Source organism: Actinomadura graeca (assembly GCF_019175365.1).
Lineage (GTDB): Bacteria > Actinomycetota > Actinomycetes > Streptosporangiales > Streptosporangiaceae > Spirillospora > Spirillospora graeca.
Genome location: NZ_CP059572.1, coordinates 4110305 through 4128623 on the forward strand (window position 1 = coordinate 4110305; position 18319 = coordinate 4128623).

At 66.7% G+C, this 18319-nt stretch carries 22 protein-coding genes and 1 pseudogene; 17 read left to right on the forward strand and 6 right to left on the reverse strand.

Going from position 1 to position 18319, the window contains the following annotated elements; genetic code table 11:
• Position 1 precedes the first annotated feature (1 nt).
• The 4 genes from trxA (at position 2) to AGRA3207_RS18020 (ending at position 3202) form a co-directional block, all read left to right on the forward strand.
• Positions 2 to 436 (forward strand): thioredoxin, encoded by a 435-nt coding sequence (trxA, locus tag AGRA3207_RS18005; protein WP_231335840.1) that lies wholly within the window; start codon positions 2 to 4, stop codon positions 434 to 436.
• Positions 433 to 2070, forward strand: coding sequence for an FAD-dependent oxidoreductase (locus tag AGRA3207_RS18010; protein WP_231335841.1), 1638 nt, complete (start codon positions 433 to 435; stop codon positions 2068 to 2070). Before trxA ends, AGRA3207_RS18010 begins: the two co-directional genes overlap by 4 nt.
• A gap of 431 nt (positions 2071 to 2501) precedes the next feature.
• Positions 2502 to 2876 carry a type II toxin-antitoxin system RelE/ParE family toxin gene (locus tag AGRA3207_RS18015; RefSeq protein ID WP_231335842.1) on the forward strand — a complete coding sequence of 125 codons (375 nt, stop codon included), beginning with the start codon at positions 2502 to 2504 and terminating at the stop codon, positions 2874 to 2876.
• A complete protein-coding gene (locus AGRA3207_RS18020; RefSeq protein WP_231335843.1) occupies positions 2873 to 3202 on the forward strand; it encodes a helix-turn-helix domain-containing protein in 330 nt (109 codons plus the stop codon). The genes AGRA3207_RS18015 and AGRA3207_RS18020 overlap by 4 nt, the downstream gene beginning before the upstream one ends.
• Positions 3203 to 3574: 372 nt before the next feature.
• On the opposite strand, the gene AGRA3207_RS18025 is transcribed toward AGRA3207_RS18020, so the two are convergent.
• Entirely contained in the window at positions 3575 to 3958 is a 384-nt protein-coding gene (locus AGRA3207_RS18025) for a DUF5997 family protein (protein ID WP_231335844.1), read from the reverse strand.
• A gap of 57 nt (positions 3959 to 4015) precedes the next feature.
• On the opposite strand from AGRA3207_RS18025, the gene AGRA3207_RS18030 reads away from it, so the two are divergent.
• Positions 4016 to 4699, forward strand: a complete 684-nt coding sequence (locus AGRA3207_RS18030) for a LysR family transcriptional regulator substrate-binding protein (RefSeq protein ID WP_231335845.1) — start codon at positions 4016 to 4018, stop codon at positions 4697 to 4699.
• Between the two features lie 253 nt (positions 4700 to 4952).
• On the opposite strand, the gene AGRA3207_RS18035 is transcribed toward AGRA3207_RS18030, so the two are convergent.
• Entirely contained in the window at positions 4953 to 5537 is a 585-nt protein-coding gene (locus AGRA3207_RS18035) for a hypothetical protein (RefSeq protein ID WP_231335846.1), read from the reverse strand.
• A gap of 543 nt (positions 5538 to 6080) precedes the next feature.
• On the opposite strand from AGRA3207_RS18035, the gene AGRA3207_RS18040 reads away from it, so the two are divergent.
• Together AGRA3207_RS18040 and AGRA3207_RS18045 are read left to right on the forward strand one after the other, a co-directional pair.
• Positions 6081 to 6392 carry a GntR family transcriptional regulator gene (locus tag AGRA3207_RS18040; RefSeq protein WP_231335847.1) on the forward strand — a complete coding sequence of 104 codons (312 nt, stop codon included), beginning with the start codon at positions 6081 to 6083 and terminating at the stop codon, positions 6390 to 6392.
• On the forward strand, positions 6389 to 6889 hold the full coding sequence (locus AGRA3207_RS18045; protein WP_231335848.1) for a hypothetical protein: 501 nt from the start codon (positions 6389 to 6391) through the stop codon (positions 6887 to 6889). Before AGRA3207_RS18040 ends, AGRA3207_RS18045 begins: the two co-directional genes overlap by 4 nt.
• A 183-nt stretch (positions 6890 to 7072) precedes the next feature.
• Here the strand turns inward: AGRA3207_RS18045 and AGRA3207_RS18050 are convergent, their stop codons facing one another.
• Complete coding sequence (locus AGRA3207_RS18050; protein ID WP_231335849.1) at positions 7073 to 7465, reverse strand: ATP-binding protein; 393 nt, start codon at positions 7463 to 7465, stop codon at positions 7073 to 7075.
• 177 nt (positions 7466 to 7642) lie between these two features.
• Here AGRA3207_RS18050 and AGRA3207_RS18055 point away from each other — a divergent pair, with 177 nt between their 5' ends.
• From AGRA3207_RS18055 to AGRA3207_RS18070, 4 genes are all read left to right on the forward strand, one after another.
• Entirely contained in the window at positions 7643 to 8410 is a 768-nt protein-coding gene (locus AGRA3207_RS18055) for a helix-turn-helix domain-containing protein (RefSeq protein ID WP_231335851.1), read from the forward strand.
• Positions 8401 to 8589 carry a DUF397 domain-containing protein gene (locus AGRA3207_RS18060; RefSeq protein ID WP_231335852.1) on the forward strand — a complete coding sequence of 63 codons (189 nt, stop codon included), beginning with the start codon at positions 8401 to 8403 and terminating at the stop codon, positions 8587 to 8589. Before AGRA3207_RS18055 ends, AGRA3207_RS18060 begins: the two co-directional genes overlap by 10 nt.
• 218 nt (positions 8590 to 8807) lie before the next feature.
• Positions 8808 to 9428, forward strand: coding sequence for an alpha/beta fold hydrolase (locus tag AGRA3207_RS18065; protein WP_231335853.1), 621 nt, complete (start codon positions 8808 to 8810; stop codon positions 9426 to 9428).
• A gap of 24 nt (positions 9429 to 9452) precedes the next feature.
• Entirely contained in the window at positions 9453 to 9641 is a 189-nt protein-coding gene (locus tag AGRA3207_RS18070; RefSeq protein ID WP_207709950.1) for an alpha/beta fold hydrolase, read from the forward strand.
• A 3-nt stretch (positions 9642 to 9644) separates the two neighbouring features.
• Here the strand turns inward: AGRA3207_RS18070 and AGRA3207_RS18075 are convergent, their stop codons facing one another.
• Entirely contained in the window at positions 9645 to 10001 is a 357-nt protein-coding gene (locus AGRA3207_RS18075; protein ID WP_231335854.1) for a VOC family protein, read from the reverse strand.
• 145 nt (positions 10002 to 10146) lie between these two features.
• Between AGRA3207_RS18075 and AGRA3207_RS18080 the strand changes: the two are divergent.
• The 5 genes and pseudogenes from AGRA3207_RS18080 to AGRA3207_RS18100 all read left to right on the forward strand — a co-directional run bounded on the left by AGRA3207_RS18080 (position 10147) and on the right by AGRA3207_RS18100 (position 15655).
• Positions 10147 to 11651, forward strand: a pseudogene (locus AGRA3207_RS18080) (IS1634 family transposase).
• Between the two features lie 901 nt (positions 11652 to 12552).
• Positions 12553 to 13536 (forward strand): AraC-like ligand-binding domain-containing protein, encoded by a 984-nt coding sequence (locus tag AGRA3207_RS18085; RefSeq protein ID WP_231335855.1) that lies wholly within the window; start codon positions 12553 to 12555, stop codon positions 13534 to 13536.
• A 94-nt stretch (positions 13537 to 13630) separates the two neighbouring features.
• Positions 13631 to 14023: a peptidase inhibitor family I36 protein gene (locus AGRA3207_RS18090; protein WP_231335856.1), complete on the forward strand. Its 393-nt coding sequence runs from the start codon at positions 13631 to 13633 to the stop codon at positions 14021 to 14023.
• Between the two features lie 491 nt (positions 14024 to 14514).
• On the forward strand, positions 14515 to 14928 hold the full coding sequence (locus AGRA3207_RS18095) for an SgcJ/EcaC family oxidoreductase (protein ID WP_231335857.1): 414 nt from the start codon (positions 14515 to 14517) through the stop codon (positions 14926 to 14928).
• Positions 14929 to 15112: 184 nt separating this feature from the next.
• A complete protein-coding gene (locus tag AGRA3207_RS18100; RefSeq protein ID WP_231335858.1) occupies positions 15113 to 15655 on the forward strand; it encodes a GlcG/HbpS family heme-binding protein in 543 nt (180 codons plus the stop codon).
• 172 nt (positions 15656 to 15827) lie between these two features.
• On the opposite strand, the gene AGRA3207_RS18105 is transcribed toward AGRA3207_RS18100, so the two are convergent.
• Positions 15828 to 16031, reverse strand: coding sequence for a hypothetical protein (locus tag AGRA3207_RS18105; RefSeq protein WP_231335859.1), 204 nt, complete (start codon positions 16029 to 16031; stop codon positions 15828 to 15830).
• 248 nt (positions 16032 to 16279) lie between these two features.
• Positions 16280 to 17344 (reverse strand): aldo/keto reductase, encoded by a 1065-nt coding sequence (locus tag AGRA3207_RS18110; protein ID WP_231335861.1) that lies wholly within the window; start codon positions 17342 to 17344, stop codon positions 16280 to 16282.
• Positions 17345 to 17461: 117 nt separating this feature from the next.
• Between AGRA3207_RS18110 and AGRA3207_RS18115 the strand changes: the two genes are divergently transcribed.
• Positions 17462 to 18295, forward strand: coding sequence for a helix-turn-helix transcriptional regulator (locus AGRA3207_RS18115; protein WP_231335862.1), 834 nt, complete (start codon positions 17462 to 17464; stop codon positions 18293 to 18295).
• The last annotated feature ends 24 nt before the right edge of the window (positions 18296 to 18319 follow it).

The window sequence follows — 18319 nt, forward strand, 5'->3', positions numbered from 1 at the left end:
CATGATCCCGACGACCGTCGCCTGCCCGCACTGCGGCAAACGGAACAGGGTCCCCGCCGCCGCCGACGGCGTGCCCCGGTGCGGGAACTGCCACCGGCCACTTCCGTGGATCGCCGAAGCGGGCGACGACACGTTCGCCGAGGTCGCCGAGCGTGCCGGCCTCCCGGTCATCATCGACTTCTGGGCGGACTGGTGCGCGCCGTGCCGGGCGGTCACACCCGTGCTCGAACAGGTCACCCGGGAACTGGCCGGCCGGGTCAAACTCGTCAAGGTCGATGTGGACCGGTCGCCACACCTGTCCGAGCGCTTCACGATCAAGCACGTCCCGACGCTCCTGATGATGGTCCGCGGCGAGACCGTCGCCCAGCGGACGGGCGCCTCACCTGCCCACGAGCTGCGCAGATGGGTCACGGACACCGTCGAGGCCCGCACATGACGGAGACACTGGACCTGTACGGCGCCTTCCCCCGCCTGAGCGAGGCGCAGCTCACCGAACTCTCACCACACGGCGAGCACCGGGCCGTCTTGCCCGGCCACGTCCTGTTCAGGGAAGGGGAGCCCACCACGGAATTCATCGTCGTGCTGGCCGGCAAGGTGGCCATGGTCGAAGGACACGGCCCCGACGAGCAGACGATCGCCGTCCACGGCCCGCGCCGGTTCCTCGGCGAGCTCAGCCTGCTCACCGGCCAGGCGGGGTTCTTGACCGCCGTCGTCCGGGAGCCAGGCGAGGTGCTGGCCGTCCCGGCCGAGCAGGTGCGGGCCCTGGTGACGCGCGACCCGGCGCTCGGCGACCTCATCCTGCGGGCCTACCTTGCCCGGCGTTCACTGCTGATCGGGCTGGGCGCCGGCTTCCGCATCATCGGCTCGCGGTATTCGGCGGACTGCCGGCGGTTGCGCGAGTTCGCCGCCCGCAACAGGCTGCCGCACCGGTGGATCGACCTGGAGGAGGACGAGACCGCGGGCACGCTACTGCGCGAGCTGCGCATCCCGCCCGAGGACACCCCGGTGGTGATCTGGCGCGGCGACAAGGTTCTGCGCAACCCGACCGTCGGCGAGCTGGCGAAGGCGATCGGCCTGCCCGCCCCGGTGCCCGGCGACCGCGTCCGCGACCTGGTCATCGTGGGTGCCGGCCCGGCCGGGCTGGCCGCCGCCGTGTACGGGGCCTCGGAAGGGCTGACGACCGTCGTGCTCGACGCCGTGGCCGCCGGCGGCCAGGCCGGCACCTCCTCCCGCATCGAGAACTACCTCGGCTTCCCCTCCGGCCTCTCGGGCGCCGAGCTCGCCGAGCGCGCCGTCATCCAGGCACACAAGTTCGGCGCGGCGCTGACCATCCCGGCGAAGGCGACCGGCCTGCGGCCGGCCAACGGCTTCTACGGCGTCCTCCTGGAGGACGGCGACACCGTCAGGGGTCACGCCGTGATCATCGCCACCGGGGCCCGCTACCGGAAGCTGGAAGTCCCCGAACTGGAGAAATACGAGGGATCGGGCGTCTACTACGCGGCAACGCCCTTCGAGCTGCGCATGTGCGACCGCTCACCAGTGGTCATCGTCGGCGGCGGCAACTCCGCAGGCCAAGCGGCACTCTACCTGTCCAAGAGCGCCTCGTCCGTGCACATGATCGTACGCGGTGAGGACGTGCGCGCCAGCATGTCCCGCTACCTCGCCGACGAGCTCGACCGGACCCCCGGCATCGAGATCAAGCACAACACCGAAGTACGCGAACTCATCGGCGACGGCACACTGAAAGGCGTCCGCGTCTACGACAAGCGCGCCGGGGAGTTCCTGGAGATCCCGACCAGGGCGATGTTCGTCTTCATCGGAGCCGTTCCGCACACCGACTGGCTGGAGGGCACCGTCCCGCTCGACGACCGTGGCTTCGTCATCACGGGACAGTCCACCGCCTGGAACGCACAGCTCCCCCTGGAGAGCGACCACCTGGGCGTCTTCGCCGTGGGCGACGTCCGCAGCGGATCGGTCAAGCGAGTCGCCTCTGCGGTAGGCGAGGGCGCCATGGCCGTACGCCTGGTCCACGAAAGGTTCACCCCAGGAAACCGGCAGAGAAGACCGTAATACCCCTACCTCGTCATGCAGCGCCCCCGACCACCCACGCTCCACAGCACCCTCATCCACAACCCGCACAGCAAGCCGTAGGTGCGGGCGCCCGGCGCCCTACCACCGATGACTACCGCACAGTCTGGATCGTCTACGCGTCCCCACGCCATCCCAAGGACACTGACCGTTGACGGCAACAGGCCGACACCATCGGCGCACGTCGGACACCGTATGACCTCGGGTGACCGGGTGACCGGGTGGCCGCAGGGTGGTTGCCACTTCTGAAAAGCGGAAGGTCGGCGGTTCGACCCCGCCCCTGCCCACCTCTCTGAGCAGCGGAAACGCCCCGAAGCCAGCAGGCTCGGGGCGTCGTCTTTGGCGGCAACGGATGTCCTCCAGCGGCGGCGGACGGTCAACCATCGATATGAGTCACAGGTTATATTGGTGGGGTGTCCTGGGACGTCATCCTCCTCGAACCAGTCGAGAGCTGGTTCCTCAAGCTCTGCGAATCCGATGTGGACACCGCAGCCTTGATCGAGCAGGCCATCGACAGGCTGGCCGTAGTAGGACCGACACTGGGACGGCCGCTCGTCGACACCCTGGAACACAGCGAACTGCGCAACCTCAAGGAACTGCGACCCGGCAGCCGCGGGCGATCGGAGATCCGCATGCTGTTCGTCTTCGATCCAGACCGCGCCGCGATCTTCCTCGTGGCCGGAGACAAAGCCGGGCAGTGGTCCCGGTGGTACGACCAGGCCATCCCACTGGCCGAAGCCCGCTACAGCGAATACCGGGCCGCGAGAGACAAGGAGGCCGGACGATGAGCACCGGACGCCGCTGGCAGGACATCAAGGCCGAAGCCCACCACCGCAACCCCGAACTGGCCGACCCCCAGCGGCAAGCCCAGGCCCGTGCCGAACTGGACGCCTATGTCGCCGGCCACCACCTCAAGGAACTTCGCAAGGCCATCGGCAAGACACAAGCCGAGATCGCCCAGATCCTCGGCGTCTCCCAGTCCCGCGTCTCCCAGATCGAGAACGGCGACCTTGAAGCCATGGAGCTGGAAACGCTCCGCGCCTACGCCACCGCACTCGGCGGACACCTCGATATCACCGTCAGCGTCGGCCCCCACTCCATCAAGGTCGCCTGACAGCACCGACCGGTGACGGCAACCCTGACGGCAACATCACCGCACGGCGCCCACCACGGCACACGTGAGGCACCGTCTGACCTCGACCGACGGAGCCGCCGCAGAGTGATTGCCGCTTCTGAAAGCGGAAGGTCGGCGGTTCGGCCTCGCCTCTGCCTACCTCTACGCATCTGACCAACAGAAACATGGTCAGAGGTGCTCTCATTTCCGCCCCGGCGCGATCTCAAGCGGATGTACACCGCTCGTCCACCTTCCGCCTATCGCATACCGAAGGCCCACTGCCACTCGGCAGGTCGACACCGCAGGCATCGTCATCTGCCACTCGCGAAACCCACGCACTCCTGCCGGTCGGCGGCCGAGGGATCGCGTGCGTCAAGCCTTGGCGCGCTGCTGCTTGAGGCGGAGGTTCTCTTTGCGGACTTCGGCTTGAATGGCCTGCTCGCGTTCCAGCCAGTCGGGGTTCTCGGCCTTCAGGTCCTCGATCTCGGCTGTGGTGAGGGGGCCCGTGATGCCTGCGCGGGCCAGACCTGAGGCGGAGACGCGGAGCTTGGCGGCGACGACCTGGCGGGGGTGAGGGCCCTCGCGGCGCAGGTCGGCGAGCCACGGGGGCGGGTCGGCTTGGAGCGCGTTCAGCTCGTTCCGGGAGACGGGGCCTTCCTGAAACTCGGCGGGCGCTGCTGACAGCAGGATTCCCAGCTTCTTGGCCGCGGTCGCGGGTTTCATGGTCTGCGGCGTCTTCGTCCTGGACGGGCTCATGATCTCAAGGGTATCCAGCAGGAGGGGTCCACCTGGGCGCGTGGCTAGGCTGCAGAAGTGACCGATGGTGAGTTCCGGCTGGCCTATGTGCCAGGGGTGACGCCCGGCAAGTGGGCTCGGGTGTGGGCCGAGCGGGTGCGGGAGGTGCCACTTCGGCTGGTGCAGATGCCCGCCGCCGAGGTCGTCCCCCTGCTGCGGGACGGTGGCGTGGACGCGGCGTTCGTACGCCTGCCCGTCGACCGCGCGGCCCTTCATGTGATCCCGCTGTACCTGGAGACGACCGTGGTGGTGGTGCCGAAGGATCACGCCGTGGCCGCCGTGGAGGAGGTGAAGCTTGCCGATCTCGTCGACGAGGACGTGTTCGAACCGCTCGACGACGTCCTGACCTGGGACGACCGCCCCGGGCAGCTCGCCTTCACCCGTCCTGAGAACACCGCTGACGCGATCGAGCTGGTGGCGTCGGGGACCGGCGTCCTGATGCTCCCGCAGTCTTTGGCCCGCCTCCACCACCGCAAAGACCTCACCTACCGCACCGTGACCGACGCTCCTCAGTCCCAGATCGGTCTGGCCTGGCCCGAGGCCGTGACGACCGACCTCATGGAGGAACTGATCGGCATCGTCCGCGGCCGCACTCCCAACAGCTCCCGTGGCCGCAAACCGCAACAGCAGCCCACCAGTAAGAAGCCACCGCCGAAGCGCTCCACCCCCAAGCGTCGCCGCCAAACGCGCCGCCGGACGTGACGAGGGCCATGCCTGGCGACACACGCGCCCTACATCCGTATTTCCGAGGTCGTCAACGCCCACCACGAGCGCACGTCAGGCACCGTCTCACCTCGGTCGAGGAGGTGGCGGCAGGTGGTGTTGCTTCTAGAAGCGTTCGCCCCCGCCGTGCCCGCCTCCAAGTCTTTCGCTCGGCCCGTGCCGTCCAGCGCTCCGGTGTAGCAGGACCGCCGACGGGTGGCTCGGCCCCCGCCTGGCAGCGGCTGATCGTTGGTCAGGGGCGTAGGTAGGTCATGAGGGCCTTGCCGCGTGGGGAGAGGCGGTAGCCGGTCTCCAGGCTCTCGGTCAGCCCCAGGGACTTGAGGCGTCTGACGTCGGCCTTAAACGGGAGCCTGTCGCGGCCCAGGCGTTCGGCCAGATCCGCGGCTCGCAGGCCAGGGTTTTCCTCGATAAGGCGAAGGACCTCGCGAGTCCAGGGAGCGCGGCGGCTGCGGGCGTCGATGGCGTCCAGGGTGGCTTTGAGTTCGGCCAGTTCCTGGTCGGTCAGGTCGGCGTTCCCGGCCAGTTCTGCTTCGGGGTTGGGACCACCGATGTGGAGCATGACGCGGTGGTAGCCGCCCTCCTTGGTGCTTTTGGACAGGGCGCTGAGCAGAGCCGCACGCCCTTCGAAGCCGGAGCGGAGGGCGTCCTCCTCGGTGATCTCCTCAGGGGTCACGGCTGTGACCGAGTCGATGACGATGATCCCGGCCCAGGTGCGCTGGGTGCTCCCCGCGCGGACCGGAGGCTTGGCCCACACCCGGAACACCCGGTCGATCCGCCCGCCCGCGATCCCCTCAAGGACCTCCCGCCTGAACAGCATCGTTCCTCCTGAGTGACGCGCCTCTCCCATCGGCCATCTTCCCTGGAAGGACCTGAGAACGCCCACCTGGAAGGGGGGCCATGCCGGTCGAGGCCCTGTCCACAATCGAGCCGCAACGCCGTCATCGAGGTCGGCCCCGCGCACGCGGGATGATCCGCGGGTGATGTCGTTCGGACGGCCAGACGTCCCGTCGGCGCCGCGCACGCGGGGACGGTTCTTGTAGCACTTCCCGATGATCTGGTATCCGGTCATCGGCGCCCAGGGCGGACGTGGGTTCTTTGCTGGCCCTTGCTGATCAGGCCGGGGATGGTATGGGTGGGTCTGGGTGTCGATGCTGCCGTGGATGCGTCGGCGGCGTCGTAGGGCGTGTTCGGCGCGTTCGAGGGCGAGGGGCTCACGAACTGGCGTTATCGCTGAGATGGATCGTGGTTGCGCAGAGTCCAGCGCCGTGCCCTGGGCGTTGGCCTGCTTGATTTATGAGCCGATGGTGCTAATAATACTAGCACCATGCGATGGACTGTTGATCACTCATCCTCGGAGGCGTTGCAGCATCAGATCGCCGGTCGCGTCCGTCACGGGGTGGCATCGGGCGAGCTGACCACCGGTGAGCAGCTTCCTCCGGCCACCGAGCTGGCGGCGGCGCTGTCGGTCGACCGCAACACCGTGCTCGCCGCCTACCGGCAGCTGAGAGACGAGGGCCTGCTGGAGTTCCGCCGGGGACGCGGAGCCCGGGTGACCCCGGCAGGCGCACCACTGGCCTCGGTCACCGAGGCGGCCCACGCCCTGATCGCCGTCGCCCGCGCCCAGGGGCTCGGACGAACCGAACTGATCCGCCTCATCGAGGAGCTGACATGACCGCACCCGGATTTCCCGGCGCCGGCCCGACGTCCATCTATACCGGCCGCGCGACGAGCTGGCCCGTGGTGATCGTCAGCGCCGTACTGCTGCTGCCACTGCTGATCCTCGGAGGAGGACCGAATGGGAGCTGGTGGGACCTGGCACCGATACTGATCTCCGTCACCGGTGTGGCCCTCTACGCTCTCACCGGGTCCAGCGTCAGACTGGCGGCCGGCCCCAACGGGGCCTCCGTTCGCTTCGGCGCACTCGGATGGCCGCGCCGCACCTACCACCTCGACCAGATCCAGCGCGCCGAAGTGATCGACCTCCACCCCTTGTACGTCGCCTTCGGTTTCTGGTGGACGCCGCGACGCACCTGCTACACCGTCCGCTCCGGGCCTACCCTGCGGCTGCGCCTGAACAACGGCCGAACCGTCACCGTCACCACACCCCACCCCCACACGGCCGCCACCGCCATCAACAACGCGAAAGCGTCGCCAAGTGCACGTAAGTAGCTACGCGCAGCCGTCCCTGCCGGGGGGCGTCGACCTCAGCCCCGCGCACGCGGGGATGGTTCGATTCTCGTGGGTTTCAGCGCGTGGACCGGGACGTCGCCCGGGCAGGAGTTCGGCACGGGTAGTGGGTCCGGCTGGGGACGCGGTGGGACGGCGCCGTCCGGCCGTCCCACCGAGAGGACTTCATGGGGTGACGACTGCGAAGACGACCTTGCCTGCTTTGTCTGCGAGGGGACGGACGCCCCAGCAGAGGGAGAAGTAGTCCACGAGCACGAGACCGCGACCGACTTCGCTGGTCAGGTCGGGTTCCTGTATCTCGGGCAGCTTGGTGGACGTGCCGTCCTGGACCTCTATCCACAGCGTCCCGTCCTCGGTGCGGTCGAGTCGCAGGGTCACATCACCGTCCTGCGGGGAGGCGTGGCGCAGGGCGTTGGTAACCAGCTCGCTTGCCACCAGGCAGGGCACGAACCCGTCCATGTCCCACTGGCCGATCACCAGCCGGACGAACTCCCGCACCTCCGCAACGACCTCCGGATCCTGCTTCACCACCATCTCGTGCTTCGTCTCATCGTCCATGATCTCTCCTCACTGTGTGTGGCATGAGACACACGGTGAGTTATTTTCGAGTTAGGATGTGCCTACCGATTAGAGGTGGCAGAAGGTGGTAGGCCAGCCTCGCAACTCGACAGATTCCGCCGAAAGGCAGGAAACATGCCCCCGCGACGCCAACGCCCCCGCGAATCCCCCGCCCTGGTGGCCTTCGGCCGTCAGATGCGCCGTCTGCGAGAGGCCAAGGACGTCAAGCAGGAGACCATCGCGCATTTGACGAAGGTCAGTGGTCCCCAGGTCAGCCGCATCGAGAACGGTAAGAAGCGCGCCACTCGGGCCTTCGTGGTCGCAGTGGATGACCACTTGGAAGCGGGTGGCTCTCTCATCAGCTTGTGGGAGGACCTCAACAAGGACGGACATCCGGTACCGATCTGGTTCGACTGGCCTCAGATCGAGTCGGACGCGGTGATGCTAGTGAGCTGGGAAAATTCGATAGTCCCCGGACTGGCCCAAACACCTGACTACGCCTTGGCGATGCTGCGCGGCAGCCGGGAAGCCGCGGACGCTCGCATCAGCCGCCAAAGCATCCTCACCAAGGATGACGACTCGACCTCACCGACTGTCCTGTTTCTGCTCGACGAGCACGTGCTTCACAACCTCGTCGGGACGCCAGACACGATGCGGGAACAGCTCGAACACCTCCTAGAGCTCAGTTTGTTGCCGAACGTCACGATTCAAGTAGTGTTGGGAAGTGGTGAACACGAGGGTGTCCTGGGCTCGTTCGTGATCGCGACGATGGAGGACCGAAGTGAGGTCGCATACATCGAGACAGCGGTTCGAGGCATCACTACGGACACCCCAGTAGATCTTTCCATCCTGGCGCGAACCCTGATCGAGCTCCGTTCACGGGCGCTGACACAAGTGATGTCTCGTGAACTGATCCGAAAGGTCATCCAGGAGAAATGGACCTGACAATCGCCAAGTGGCGCAGGAGTAGCTACAGCGGCCCCAACGGCGGGAACTGCGTCGAGCTGGCCGGACTCCACGGCGTGGTGGCGGTGCGGGACAGTAAGGTCCCGGACGGGCCCGTCCTCCTGCTGACCCGGGCTGCCCTGCGCGGAGCCGTCCAGACCGCCACCGGCACGCACTGACCATCCGGCACCAACACCCCCGACAGCCCCCGGACCGGCCTATGGCGGCGAGTCGTCCCGTGCCCAGCCTGGACGGTCCGCCGCACCCCTCGGCTCGCCCCCGAAGCATCCCCGTCGAGCCGACGCCCTCGACACGCCTGCCTCCGCTTCCGACACCCGTCGCCGTCGACCTACGCCGTTGAACCTGACTTGGCTCAAGATCGCTGATCTTGGGTAGGGTGCTGGCTGTTGAGCTGCGGTTTCGTCGTGTGAACGGCGAAAATCTGCGCACTAAGCGGCCGGTTCTAGGGGTCTGCCCATCGCTTCCCGGTTACGGCTTCAGCGACAAGCCGGCCGCGCCGGGGTGGGGGATCGAGCGGATATCCGACGCGTGGTGCGAGCTGATGGCCCGGCTCGGCTACCGGCGGTTCGGCGCCCAGGGCAGCGACTGGGGCACCAGCATCGCCACGAGCATCGGTCAACGGCAACCCGATCGGGTCGCCGGCATCCATCTCATGCCGCCGCTCGCACCGCCCGATCCGGCCACGTTCGACGACCTCACCGGTGCCGAGCGGGCGGCGCTCGCGACACTGCGGGAGGCGGACGAATGGGGCTCCGGATACTCGGCGCAGCAGTCGACCCGGCCGCAGACGGTCGGCTACGGGCTGGTCGACTCGCCGGCCGCCCTCTGCGCCTGGATCGTCGAGAAGTTCTGGTCGTGGACCGACTCCGGTGGCGACCTGCATCGGGTTATTACCCGGGATGAGCTGCTCGACAACCTGATGCTCTACTGGCTGCCCGGCACCGGCGCCTCATCCGCCCGGCTGTACTGGGAAAGCCTCCGGCAGGTCAACGAATAGATCTCCGGGTCGGCCAGCGCGCCGGTGACCGTACCCACCGGCTGTTCGGTCTTCCCCAAGGAGCTGCAGCGCCCGTCTCGGCGGTGGGCGGAGCGCCGGTTCCCGAACATCCGGTACTGGAACGAGCCCGGCAAGGGCGGCCACTTCGCGGCGTTCGAGCAGCCGGCGTTGTTCGTTGACGAGGTCCGGTCATTCTTCCGGCTGGTCCGCTGATGGTCACCCGTACTCGGTAAGCGGCTGGCTAAAGATCAACAAGTGCCCATCGGGTGTCCGTACGTTGAAGTCGCGCATCCCGTAGGGCCGGTCGGCCAGTGGCTCGACGATGTCGGCGCCGCGGGCGCGCAGCTCATCGTGGCAGGAATCGACGTCGTCGACGACAACCGTCACCCTGGCCGGGCCGACGCTGCTTTCGGCGTACAGGTGGAACTCGGCGGTGTCGCGGATCACGGCCGCGTAGCTAGGTGGGTTCTCCCAGGTGAATATGGTGTCGAATCCGAGCACGTCCGTGAAGTACGACCGCGCTGCCTGCACATCTCGGCACGGCAGCACGGGAACCGCCACCCGCATGACCATTCCGTCACCTTACCTGACTTTGGCTCAAGATCCCTGATCTTGGGTAGGGTGCTGGCTGTTGAGCTGCGGTTTCGTCGTGTGAACGGCGAAAATCTGCGCACTAAGCGGCCGGGTCTAGGCTGTCTCTCGTGGCGTATGGCGCACGGTGAAGACGGCGTCGGGGGCCAGGGCGGTGCAGATCGTGCACTCCTCGCGTCGCGGGTCGCGGGACATCGAGCACATCGGCTCGGCGCATGACGATGCGGCGTTGGAGGCGCTCAAGGCGGTGGCGAGGCAGCGTCTGGCTGTGGGGCAGCCCGAGCTCGACTTTGGCCCGGACTTCGCGGCGTTGCAGGCCGGCAGTGGTGCTGGTGGTGGGCCGCTTGCGATCACGTCGTCGCGGATGGGGTACCTGTGGGACGCGCTCGGCCACGCCTACCAGCTGTTGGGGTTCGAGAAGGCCGCTGGTGGTGACGAAGTGTTCCGATTACTGGTGCTGGCACGGATCGTCGAGCCGACCAGCAAGCTGGACAGTCTGCGGGAAGTCGAGGAGGCAGGTTTCGACCCGCTGGCGTACGCGCCCCTCAGCGGCATCTGCCCGCGTTCGCGAAAGAGTCCTGGCGGCAGAAGTTGGCCGCGGCGTGCGCCCGCACCGCTGATCTGGGGCCGGCGTCACTGGTTCTCTCCGATGTGTCCACCTTGTACTTCGAGACCGATGCCGGGGACGGGTTCCGTGAGCCCGGGTTCTCCAAAGAACGCCGCCTGGAGCCGCAGATCACGATCGGGCTGCTCACCGACGCAAGCGGGTTTCCGTTGATGGCTAACGCGTTCGAGGGCAACCGAGGCGAGACCACTACGATGCTGCCGACCATCCGTGCGTTCATGGATGCCCACCAGCTGGCTGATGTCACGGTCGTGGCCGACGCTGGCATGATCTCTGCGGCCAACCAGCAGGCCATCGAGGCCGCGGGGTTGTCGTTCATCCTCGGCGCGCGGATACCCGACGTGCCGTACGTGGTCCAGGCGTGGCGCCACGAGCACCCGGATGAGCAGATCCCCGACGGGCACATCTTCACCCAGCCCTGGCCTGCCGGCCCCAAGGACCAGCGCCGCGACCAGATCATCTACTACCAGTACCGGGCGGACCGGGCTCGGCGCACCCTGCACGGCATCGACGAACAGGTCGCCAAGGCCGAGCAGGCCGTCGCCGGCAAGACCGCGGTCAAACGCAACCGGTTCATCCAGCTCACCGGCGCCACCAAGAGTGTCAACCGGACCCTGGAAGCCAAGGCACGCGCCCTTGCCGGCCTCAAAGGCTACGTCACCAACCTCCCGGACGTCACCGCCGAGTTCGTGATCGACGCCTACCACCGACTGTTCCACATCGAGAAGTCGTTCCGAATGTCTAAACACGACCTACGTGCGCGGCCGATCTACCAATACAAGCGCGAGTCGATCGACGCGCACCTGACGGTCGTGTTCGCCGCCCTGGCCGTCAGCTGGTGGATCGAGCAGACCACCGGCTGGTCGATCAAGAAGTTCGTGCGCACCACCCGCCGCTACCGCACCATCAACATCCAGGCCGGTGAGCACACCCTCACCGCCGTCGACCCGCTACCCGACGACCTCCGCGATGCCCTCACCCGCATCCACGACCGCGGTGCGCACTAATTTGAGCCAAGTCAGGTTGAAGACGTCAAGTCGCTCTCGCGGGCCGTAGCGGCGGCAAGGACACGATTGCTCCCGTCCTTCGGTGCCCCCTGCGACGCTCCGCGCGGCCATCTGCGCCGTTCCGGCCTTCGCCTGACGAGCCCGGCACGAAGGCCCTCACCCCCTGTAACCCAACCCAGCCGGTAGCACACGGGAGTCGGACGTCCCAGCGGTCGCATTTGAGGTGACCACGACACTCCTCGCCGGGCACCTGCTGCCGCGAACATCCCGGCCAACACCGCACCAGCACCCCGTCCCCTCGGGGAGCGGGTGATCCGGTGGGTGATGCCATCAGAGACGTGCTGCGATCGAGGACACGTCCCGCAGCACCCGGTCGAGCAGTTCCTTCAGCAGACGATTCTCCAGTTCACGGAGTTGACGCGGCCCCGGCTACGGTGACCGTCGTCCGGTCCATGGACGAATCGTGCTGAGTGAGTTGATGAGAACAAGGCGGCTGCCGCCGGTTTATTGTGGTTCGTGGGCCGCCGGTGTTCGGACGGTTTTATCGGTGAGGACCAGGTCGGCTGCTTGTATTTTCTGATTGCGTCCGATGGATCGAGATGTGGCAGCGATTTGCCGGTAGTGGTGGCGGTCGTGAGTACTGCTCTTGGGACATGGCCAGGACGGCGTCATCGCTTAGGGGCCGATGAGTGGTGGCGATGTGATGTTCGCGGCTGTTGGGGTGCGCGGTGAGCAAACAGCTTGTGGGGTTCACTGCGACGATCGGGCATGGTTACCCCGACGCGGTATCGGTACCTCATTCCGGTGAGTTAGCCAGGTCGCAACGGGTGCGGTGTGGGTGGGTCGGCGGATTGTCCGGGGATATTGATCTAGTGTGCGTGGCGACAATAGTGTGTGGATCATGGACGTGATCAGTACCGCGGAGGTCTTGGCGGAAGAGCGGTTCGGCTTCTGGCGTGAGGTGAACTCTAAGCTCTGGGTGCCCTATGAGCTTCGCTGCGACCCGGAGTTGGAGAGCGGCTTCCGGGCTCGTGTCGGTATCAGCGAGTTCGGTCCCGTGCAAGCGACTTTGATTACCACGATGCCGCACTCGGTCCACCGGACGCCCAAGCTCATACGCCAGGCCGATCCCGACGTGTTCAAGCTGGGCTGCCTTGTGCGTGGGGACGGCAGGATCACGCAGGACGGCCGCTCTACGAGTTTCACGGTCGGGGATCTGATTCTGTATGACACCTCGCGTCCTTATGTGGCCGAGTTCGCCCCGGATGCTCCTCTGAGCCAGCAGTTGCTGCTCCTGCGGTTTCCTCGTTCGCTGCTGTCATTACCACCCCGGGAACTGCCGCGTCTGAGCGCCGTGCGCATACCGGGCACCCGAGGCGTCGGTGCACTGTCGTCCAAGTTCCTGCTTCAGCTTGCCCGGCACATGCATGAACTCAGCCCGGCCGACACTGCCCGGCTGTCCACCCTTGCGCTTGAGGTGCTGACCACGGCCCTGTCCGATGCGCTGGACACGCAGAGCACGGTGCCGCCCCACACCAGGCGGCGGGCCTTGATGGCCCAAATCCGCGCCTTCATCCGGGAAAACCTGGGCGATGCGCAACTGACGCCGGACACGATCGCCACGGCCCACCACATCTCCCTGCGCTACCTGCACAAACTGTTCCAGCAGGACGGGCACACTGTTGCGGGCTGGGTCCGCGAGCGTCGCCTGGAGCAGTGCCGGCGCGACCTGGCGGACGCTCGGCTGGCCGCTCGTCCGATCCATGCGATCGCGGCCCGGTGGGGGTTCACCAGCCCCGCTCATTTCAGTCAGGCGTTCCGCGGCGCCTACGGCCTTTCGCCGCGCGAGTTCCGCCGGCAGCACACGACAGTGCACGCAGACTAAACACCTGTGCGTCCTCACGATACGGCAGTCCCAGCAGCGGCCTGCATCCTTTAATCAGAAAGGGCGTGAGCAACACCACGAACGGAGAATCACTATGGTGAAGCGAAAGGGGATCGCGAGGACCATTCAGGTCGCGGTCCTTGGTGCCGCGGTGCTGGGCGGGCTCCTGTCCGCTCCCGCGGCAAGTGCAGCGGGCCCGGCTCCGCAGAAACCGGCGGTCCCCGCCGGTGCCGAATGCGATCCGGGGCTCCTGTGCATGTGGTCCCAGACGAACTTCGGCGGCCTCATCCGCTATCAGTTCACCGCAGTCCCCCCGGGAGACTGCAACAGCTTGTTCGGGTATCCCGTCATGCGGTCGGCGTACAACCGGACAGGCGTCATCCTGCGCCTGAAGTCCAACTTCTTCTGCACCGGCGACGATTACACCATCGCCAACAACACGGCACTCGGAGACATCACCGCCCGTTCCATCGGCGGGTTCCCCTAACGATGACTCCGCGGCGGGCCAGTCAGGTGGTGACACGGCGCCCTCCCCGCTCATCAGCCGGAGCGGCGGGGGACGGTCCGTGCGCCCGTGCCGGGTCGGCGATCCTCGCGGCCCCGGGTGGACGCCCGGTCAGGCTGAGTTCGGCCGTCCGCGCGATGATGATGATCGACACCCTCCAACCCACTCCCAGAGCCGCTCTCGAGATCGACTGAGAGCGTTGACGAGATCCCGTTCGATCATGTTGATCGAGCGGGAATTCGTCATTTGGGGGTGGCGGGATCGCAGAGCGGGCCCGTCGAGGCAGTGGTCGGCGGGGCTCTGGTGGGCGCGGTGGCGACCCGGTCAGGCCCGTGTGCGGGATGGCGGCGAGCTGGTCGTCTGAGGATCTGGGAGAAGTTCTCGGGCGCTGCGATGAGTTCGGGTCTCGTCGTCGGTATGTAGTGACGAGCTCGCCGGAACAGGCGGGCGAGCCGATCACAATGGAGACTCCGATGTCAGGAAGTCGTGTGGAAGACGAGGCCGCTATCCGGGCCGTGCTGGCTGATTCCTACAAGGCGTGGGAGGCCGGGGACGCCGACGGCATGGTCGCCGACTACACCGCGGACGCGACCGCCATCATGACCGGCTCGCTCCGCGACGGCCGTGATGTGATCCGCGAGAACATGGCCCTGGGCTTCGCGGGGCCGCTCAAGGGCAGCTCCACCTTCAACAAGCAGCTCAGCCTCCGTTTCGTCGGCAGGGACGCCGCGATCGTCATCAGCGAATCCGGCATCCTGTTCGCCGGGGAGACCGGAGAGCCGGACGATCGGCGCAAGGTGAACGCGACCTGGGTCTTCGAGAAGCGGGACGGTCAGTGGCTCATCGCCGCATATCACAACAGCCCGGTTCTGGCGCCTGGGCAGTGAACCCTTGCGGGAAGGTCGACTGAGGTTTGCCAAGAGCGCCGCCTTGTGAACCCATGGTGATTCGTTGTCCGAGAGTTGCTCAGCGCCCTGGGCACGGCAGGTTGTCCCTGGAGGCCGGCTCTATTACCTTGCAAATCTGAATGATTACTCTATGTAATCGCTTGTCAGAGGACCGGGGAGAGTCATGTCGATCAGGCATTTCATGGGCGGCGCCGTTGTGCTGGGCACCGTCGCGGCCGGGGCGTTCGGTGTGGCGGGGACGGCGTCCGCCGCGACGCCGTCCGCCGTCATCACGGTTCGCGGAGGGGACGGCGGGCACGGCGGGCCGGCCACGGCGCCGGAGCGTGTCCTGACCAACAGCGCGCTCGTCAGGGCGTCCGAGGCGCTGGTTCGCTCGGCGCGACGGCACGGGAACCAGCGGGTGACGATGGTCATCATGGAACGATCCGGCACCATCCGGCTCGTGATCCGCACCCGTGAGGCAGGCCCGCAGACCTTCAAGTCCGCCAAGCGCAAGGCTTACACCGCCGTTGCCTTCGGGCAGCCCACGAGCGCCCTGGCCGGAAACGAAACGATCAAGCAGATTCCCGGCACCCTCGTCCTGCCCGGCGGGGTTCCCGTGAAGTACAAGGGCTTCCCCATCGCCGGTATCGGTGTCGGTGGCGCGCCCGACGGCAGAATCGACGAGGCCATCGCCAACGACGTCCTCGCAGCCATCGGCCACTGATCAGAGGCCACCGGCTCGTCGTCGTTTTCAAGCTCCCAGGCTGGGGTGGGGCCGCAGCAATCGCGGCCCCGTCTCGGTCTGGTTGCTCTGCGCAGCCTTCGGTGGTGGCGACCGGCGGCGGACGGCTGGCCTGGTTTCACCGTCCGAGCGGCGATTGCTCAGGTTTTCAGCGTCAGTCCGGCAGTCTTCGCCAATAGGCCACCCAGCAACTGAGAAGCACTACAGACACTAGGACGAGAAACAGCCAGAGCCACCACACAATGGTCACCAAACCGGTCGCCGTGTTGGAGAGGAACCCAGCAATCACCAGGGCGAAGAAGTTGATGACCGCCCCAAGCAGGAAGGGAAGCCAGAGGAGTAGCTTGGTACGGCGCATGGTGCAGCCTTCCGAAGACGGCGTGGCATTCCCGTCGATAGTGAGTGGCCTAGGCTGAGGTCCTTCTGAGCGTAACCGACGCACAGCGGACAAGCGGCGGTTTTGGGCTAGGTGGAGGTCAGTGGGTGCATCTGGAGAGCTCAGAGGCGTTGTATTGACGTGAATGTCGGCGGTTGACCTTGCCCACCGCTCTCAACAGTGCAGACGCCCCGGAGCCGTACGGACCGGGGCGTCTGACATCTCGGAGTTCAGGTTCGGGCTTCGATCTTTTGGTCGGCTCTGGTCGCGTTGCGGATCACCTCGCTGGCGAGCACTTCGTGAGGGGAGCCGAGGTCGATCGCGCTGGCCTCGTCGAGGCGGGCCAGTTGGGAGTCGGTGAAGGTGATGTCCAGGGCTCCTAGGTTGTCTTCCAGTTGCGTGAGGGTGCGTGCGCCGATGATGGGTGCCGTCACGCCCGGGCTTTGGAGGGTCCAGGCCAGCCCGACCTGGGCGGGGGTGTGGCCCAGTTCCTTGGCGACCTCCTTCACGACGTCGGCGATGGCGAGGTTGTGTTCGGTGAGCTTGCCCAAGTCGTAGTTGAAGCTTTTGCGGGTGCCGTCTTCGGTTCGGGCGTTCGACTCGACCAGGTCGTCGCGGTTGTACCTGCCGGTGAGCACTCCGCCGCCCAAGGGGGAATAGGGGATCACGCCCAGGCCCATTTCACGTGCCATGGGGATCAGGTCGCGCTCCCCGGTGCGCTCGACAAGGTTGTGTTCGATCTGGAGCGCTACCAGCGGCGACCAGCCGCGCAGGTCGGCGATCGCCTGCATACGGGACACCTGCCAGGCCGGGATGTTGGAGACCCCCACGTACAGGACCTTGCCCTGCCGGACGAGGTCGTCCATGGCGCGCAGGATCTCATCGACCGGCGTCAGGAAGTCCCACACGTGCAGATAGAGCAGGTCGATGTAGTCGGTGTCCAGCCGCCGCAGGCTCGTCTCCACCGACGCGAACATGGTCTTGCGGTGATTGCCCCAGGAATTCGGGTCGCCGGGGCGGCGCAGCGTCGAATATTTCGTCGCCAGCACCAAACTTTCGCGGTTGTCGCGGGTGAATTCACCAAGCAAGGTCTCTGACGTGCCATTGGTGTAGGTGCTGGCGGTGTCGATGAAGTTGCCACCGCGTCCGACGTAGAGGTCGAAAAGCTTGCGCGACTCGTCCTGGTCGGTGCCCCAGCCCCATTCGGTGCCGAAGGTCGCCGCGCCCAGTGCCAGCGGCGATACCCGCAGTCCGGAACGGCCCAGCAGCCGATAAGTGTCGAGGGTGAGCGACATCGTGGCCTCCTGTGCTTGAGATCCGTTGTCGGGGCCAGTCTGTGACCGCCGCGGGCCGCGGGTAAGGGAGAGGAATTCCTGGGAAAGCCAGTCCCACCCTCGCGTAGGCTCGATCACGTGATCCGCACGGTGGACACGACACAGGAGCTGGCCGCGTTTCTGCGGACCCGGCGCGAACGCCTGGACCCGGACGATTTCGGACTGCCGGCGCGTCGGCGGTCCCGGCGGACCCCGGGATTACGCCGTGAAGAGGTCGCCGAACTGGCCGGGGTCAGCACCGACTATGTCGTGCGGCTGGAACAGGGGCGCGGGCTGCGGCCCTCGGCGGACGTGGTGGAGGCGTTGTCGCGGGCGCTGCGCCTGGCCCCCGACGAACGCGCCTATTTGTTCGACCTGGCCCGGCACCGTCCCCGCAATGCCGACAAGCCCGCCACCACCGTGGCGCCGCCGCTGGCGCGGCTGGTCGCCGACCTGTCGCCGCTGCCGGCCATGCTGCTGAACCACCGGTACGACATCCTGGCCTGGAACGACGAGATCGCGCGGCTGCTCCTCGATTTCGACACCCTGCCGCCGTCTCAGCGCAATTCGATGTGGCTGTGCCTGATGCATCCGGAGACGCGGGAATTCTATGTCGACCGCGAACGCGTGGTGCGGGAGGGGATCGCCCACCTGCGCGCCGCGTGGGCGGCGCATCCGGAGGATCAGGCGCTGACCGACCTCATCGCCGAATTCACCGCTGGTGACGAGGAATTCGCGCGATTGTGGGCCGAAGGGGATGTCCGGGTCAACGGACGCGGGCGCAAGGTGATGCGGCATCCGGAGGTCGGCGTGGTCGCGGTGGACTTCGAGACCCTCATGCCGCTTCAGGATCCGAATCTGCGGCTGGTGATCTACCGTGCCGCGGACGAGGAGAGCCAGGCGGCATTGGACCGGTTGTGCCCGCCATCGTGAGGTGATCTCACGCGGTCGCCGTTC

Bases quoted from the DNA above. Each gene is read 5' to 3' on its own strand.
- AGRA3207_RS18100 (WP_231335858.1), top strand. From the start codon at position 15,113: ATGTCGATCAGGCATTTCATGGGCGGCGCCGTTGTGCTGGGCACCGTC.
- AGRA3207_RS18050 (WP_231335849.1), bottom strand. From the start codon at position 7,465: ATGGACGATGAGACGAAGCACGAGATGGTGGTGAAGCAGGATCCGGAG.
- AGRA3207_RS18110 (WP_231335861.1), bottom strand. From the start codon at position 17,344: ATGTCGCTCACCCTCGACACTTATCGGCTGCTGGGCCGTTCCGGACTG.
- AGRA3207_RS18035 (WP_231335846.1), bottom strand. From the start codon at position 5,537: ATGCTGTTCAGGCGGGAGGTCCTTGAGGGGATCGCGGGCGGGCGGATC.
- AGRA3207_RS18025 (WP_231335844.1), bottom strand. From the start codon at position 3,958: ATGAGCCCGTCCAGGACGAAGACGCCGCAGACCATGAAACCCGCGACC.
- AGRA3207_RS18090 (WP_231335856.1), top strand. From the start codon at position 13,631: ATGGTGAAGCGAAAGGGGATCGCGAGGACCATTCAGGTCGCGGTCCTT.
- AGRA3207_RS18010 (WP_231335841.1), top strand. From the start codon at position 433: ATGACGGAGACACTGGACCTGTACGGCGCCTTCCCCCGCCTGAGCGAG.
- AGRA3207_RS18020 (WP_231335843.1), top strand. From the start codon at position 2,873: ATGAGCACCGGACGCCGCTGGCAGGACATCAAGGCCGAAGCCCACCAC.
- AGRA3207_RS18085 (WP_231335855.1), top strand. From the start codon at position 12,553: ATGGACGTGATCAGTACCGCGGAGGTCTTGGCGGAAGAGCGGTTCGGC.
- AGRA3207_RS18105 (WP_231335859.1), bottom strand. From the start codon at position 16,031: ATGCGCCGTACCAAGCTACTCCTCTGGCTTCCCTTCCTGCTTGGGGCG.
- AGRA3207_RS18075 (WP_231335854.1), bottom strand. From the start codon at position 10,001: ATGGTCATGCGGGTGGCGGTTCCCGTGCTGCCGTGCCGAGATGTGCAG.
- AGRA3207_RS18045 (WP_231335848.1), top strand. From the start codon at position 6,389: ATGACCGCACCCGGATTTCCCGGCGCCGGCCCGACGTCCATCTATACC.
- trxA (WP_231335840.1), top strand. From the start codon at position 2: ATGATCCCGACGACCGTCGCCTGCCCGCACTGCGGCAAACGGAACAGG.
- AGRA3207_RS18060 (WP_231335852.1), top strand. From the start codon at position 8,401: ATGGACCTGACAATCGCCAAGTGGCGCAGGAGTAGCTACAGCGGCCCC.
- AGRA3207_RS18095 (WP_231335857.1), top strand. From the start codon at position 14,515: ATGTCAGGAAGTCGTGTGGAAGACGAGGCCGCTATCCGGGCCGTGCTG.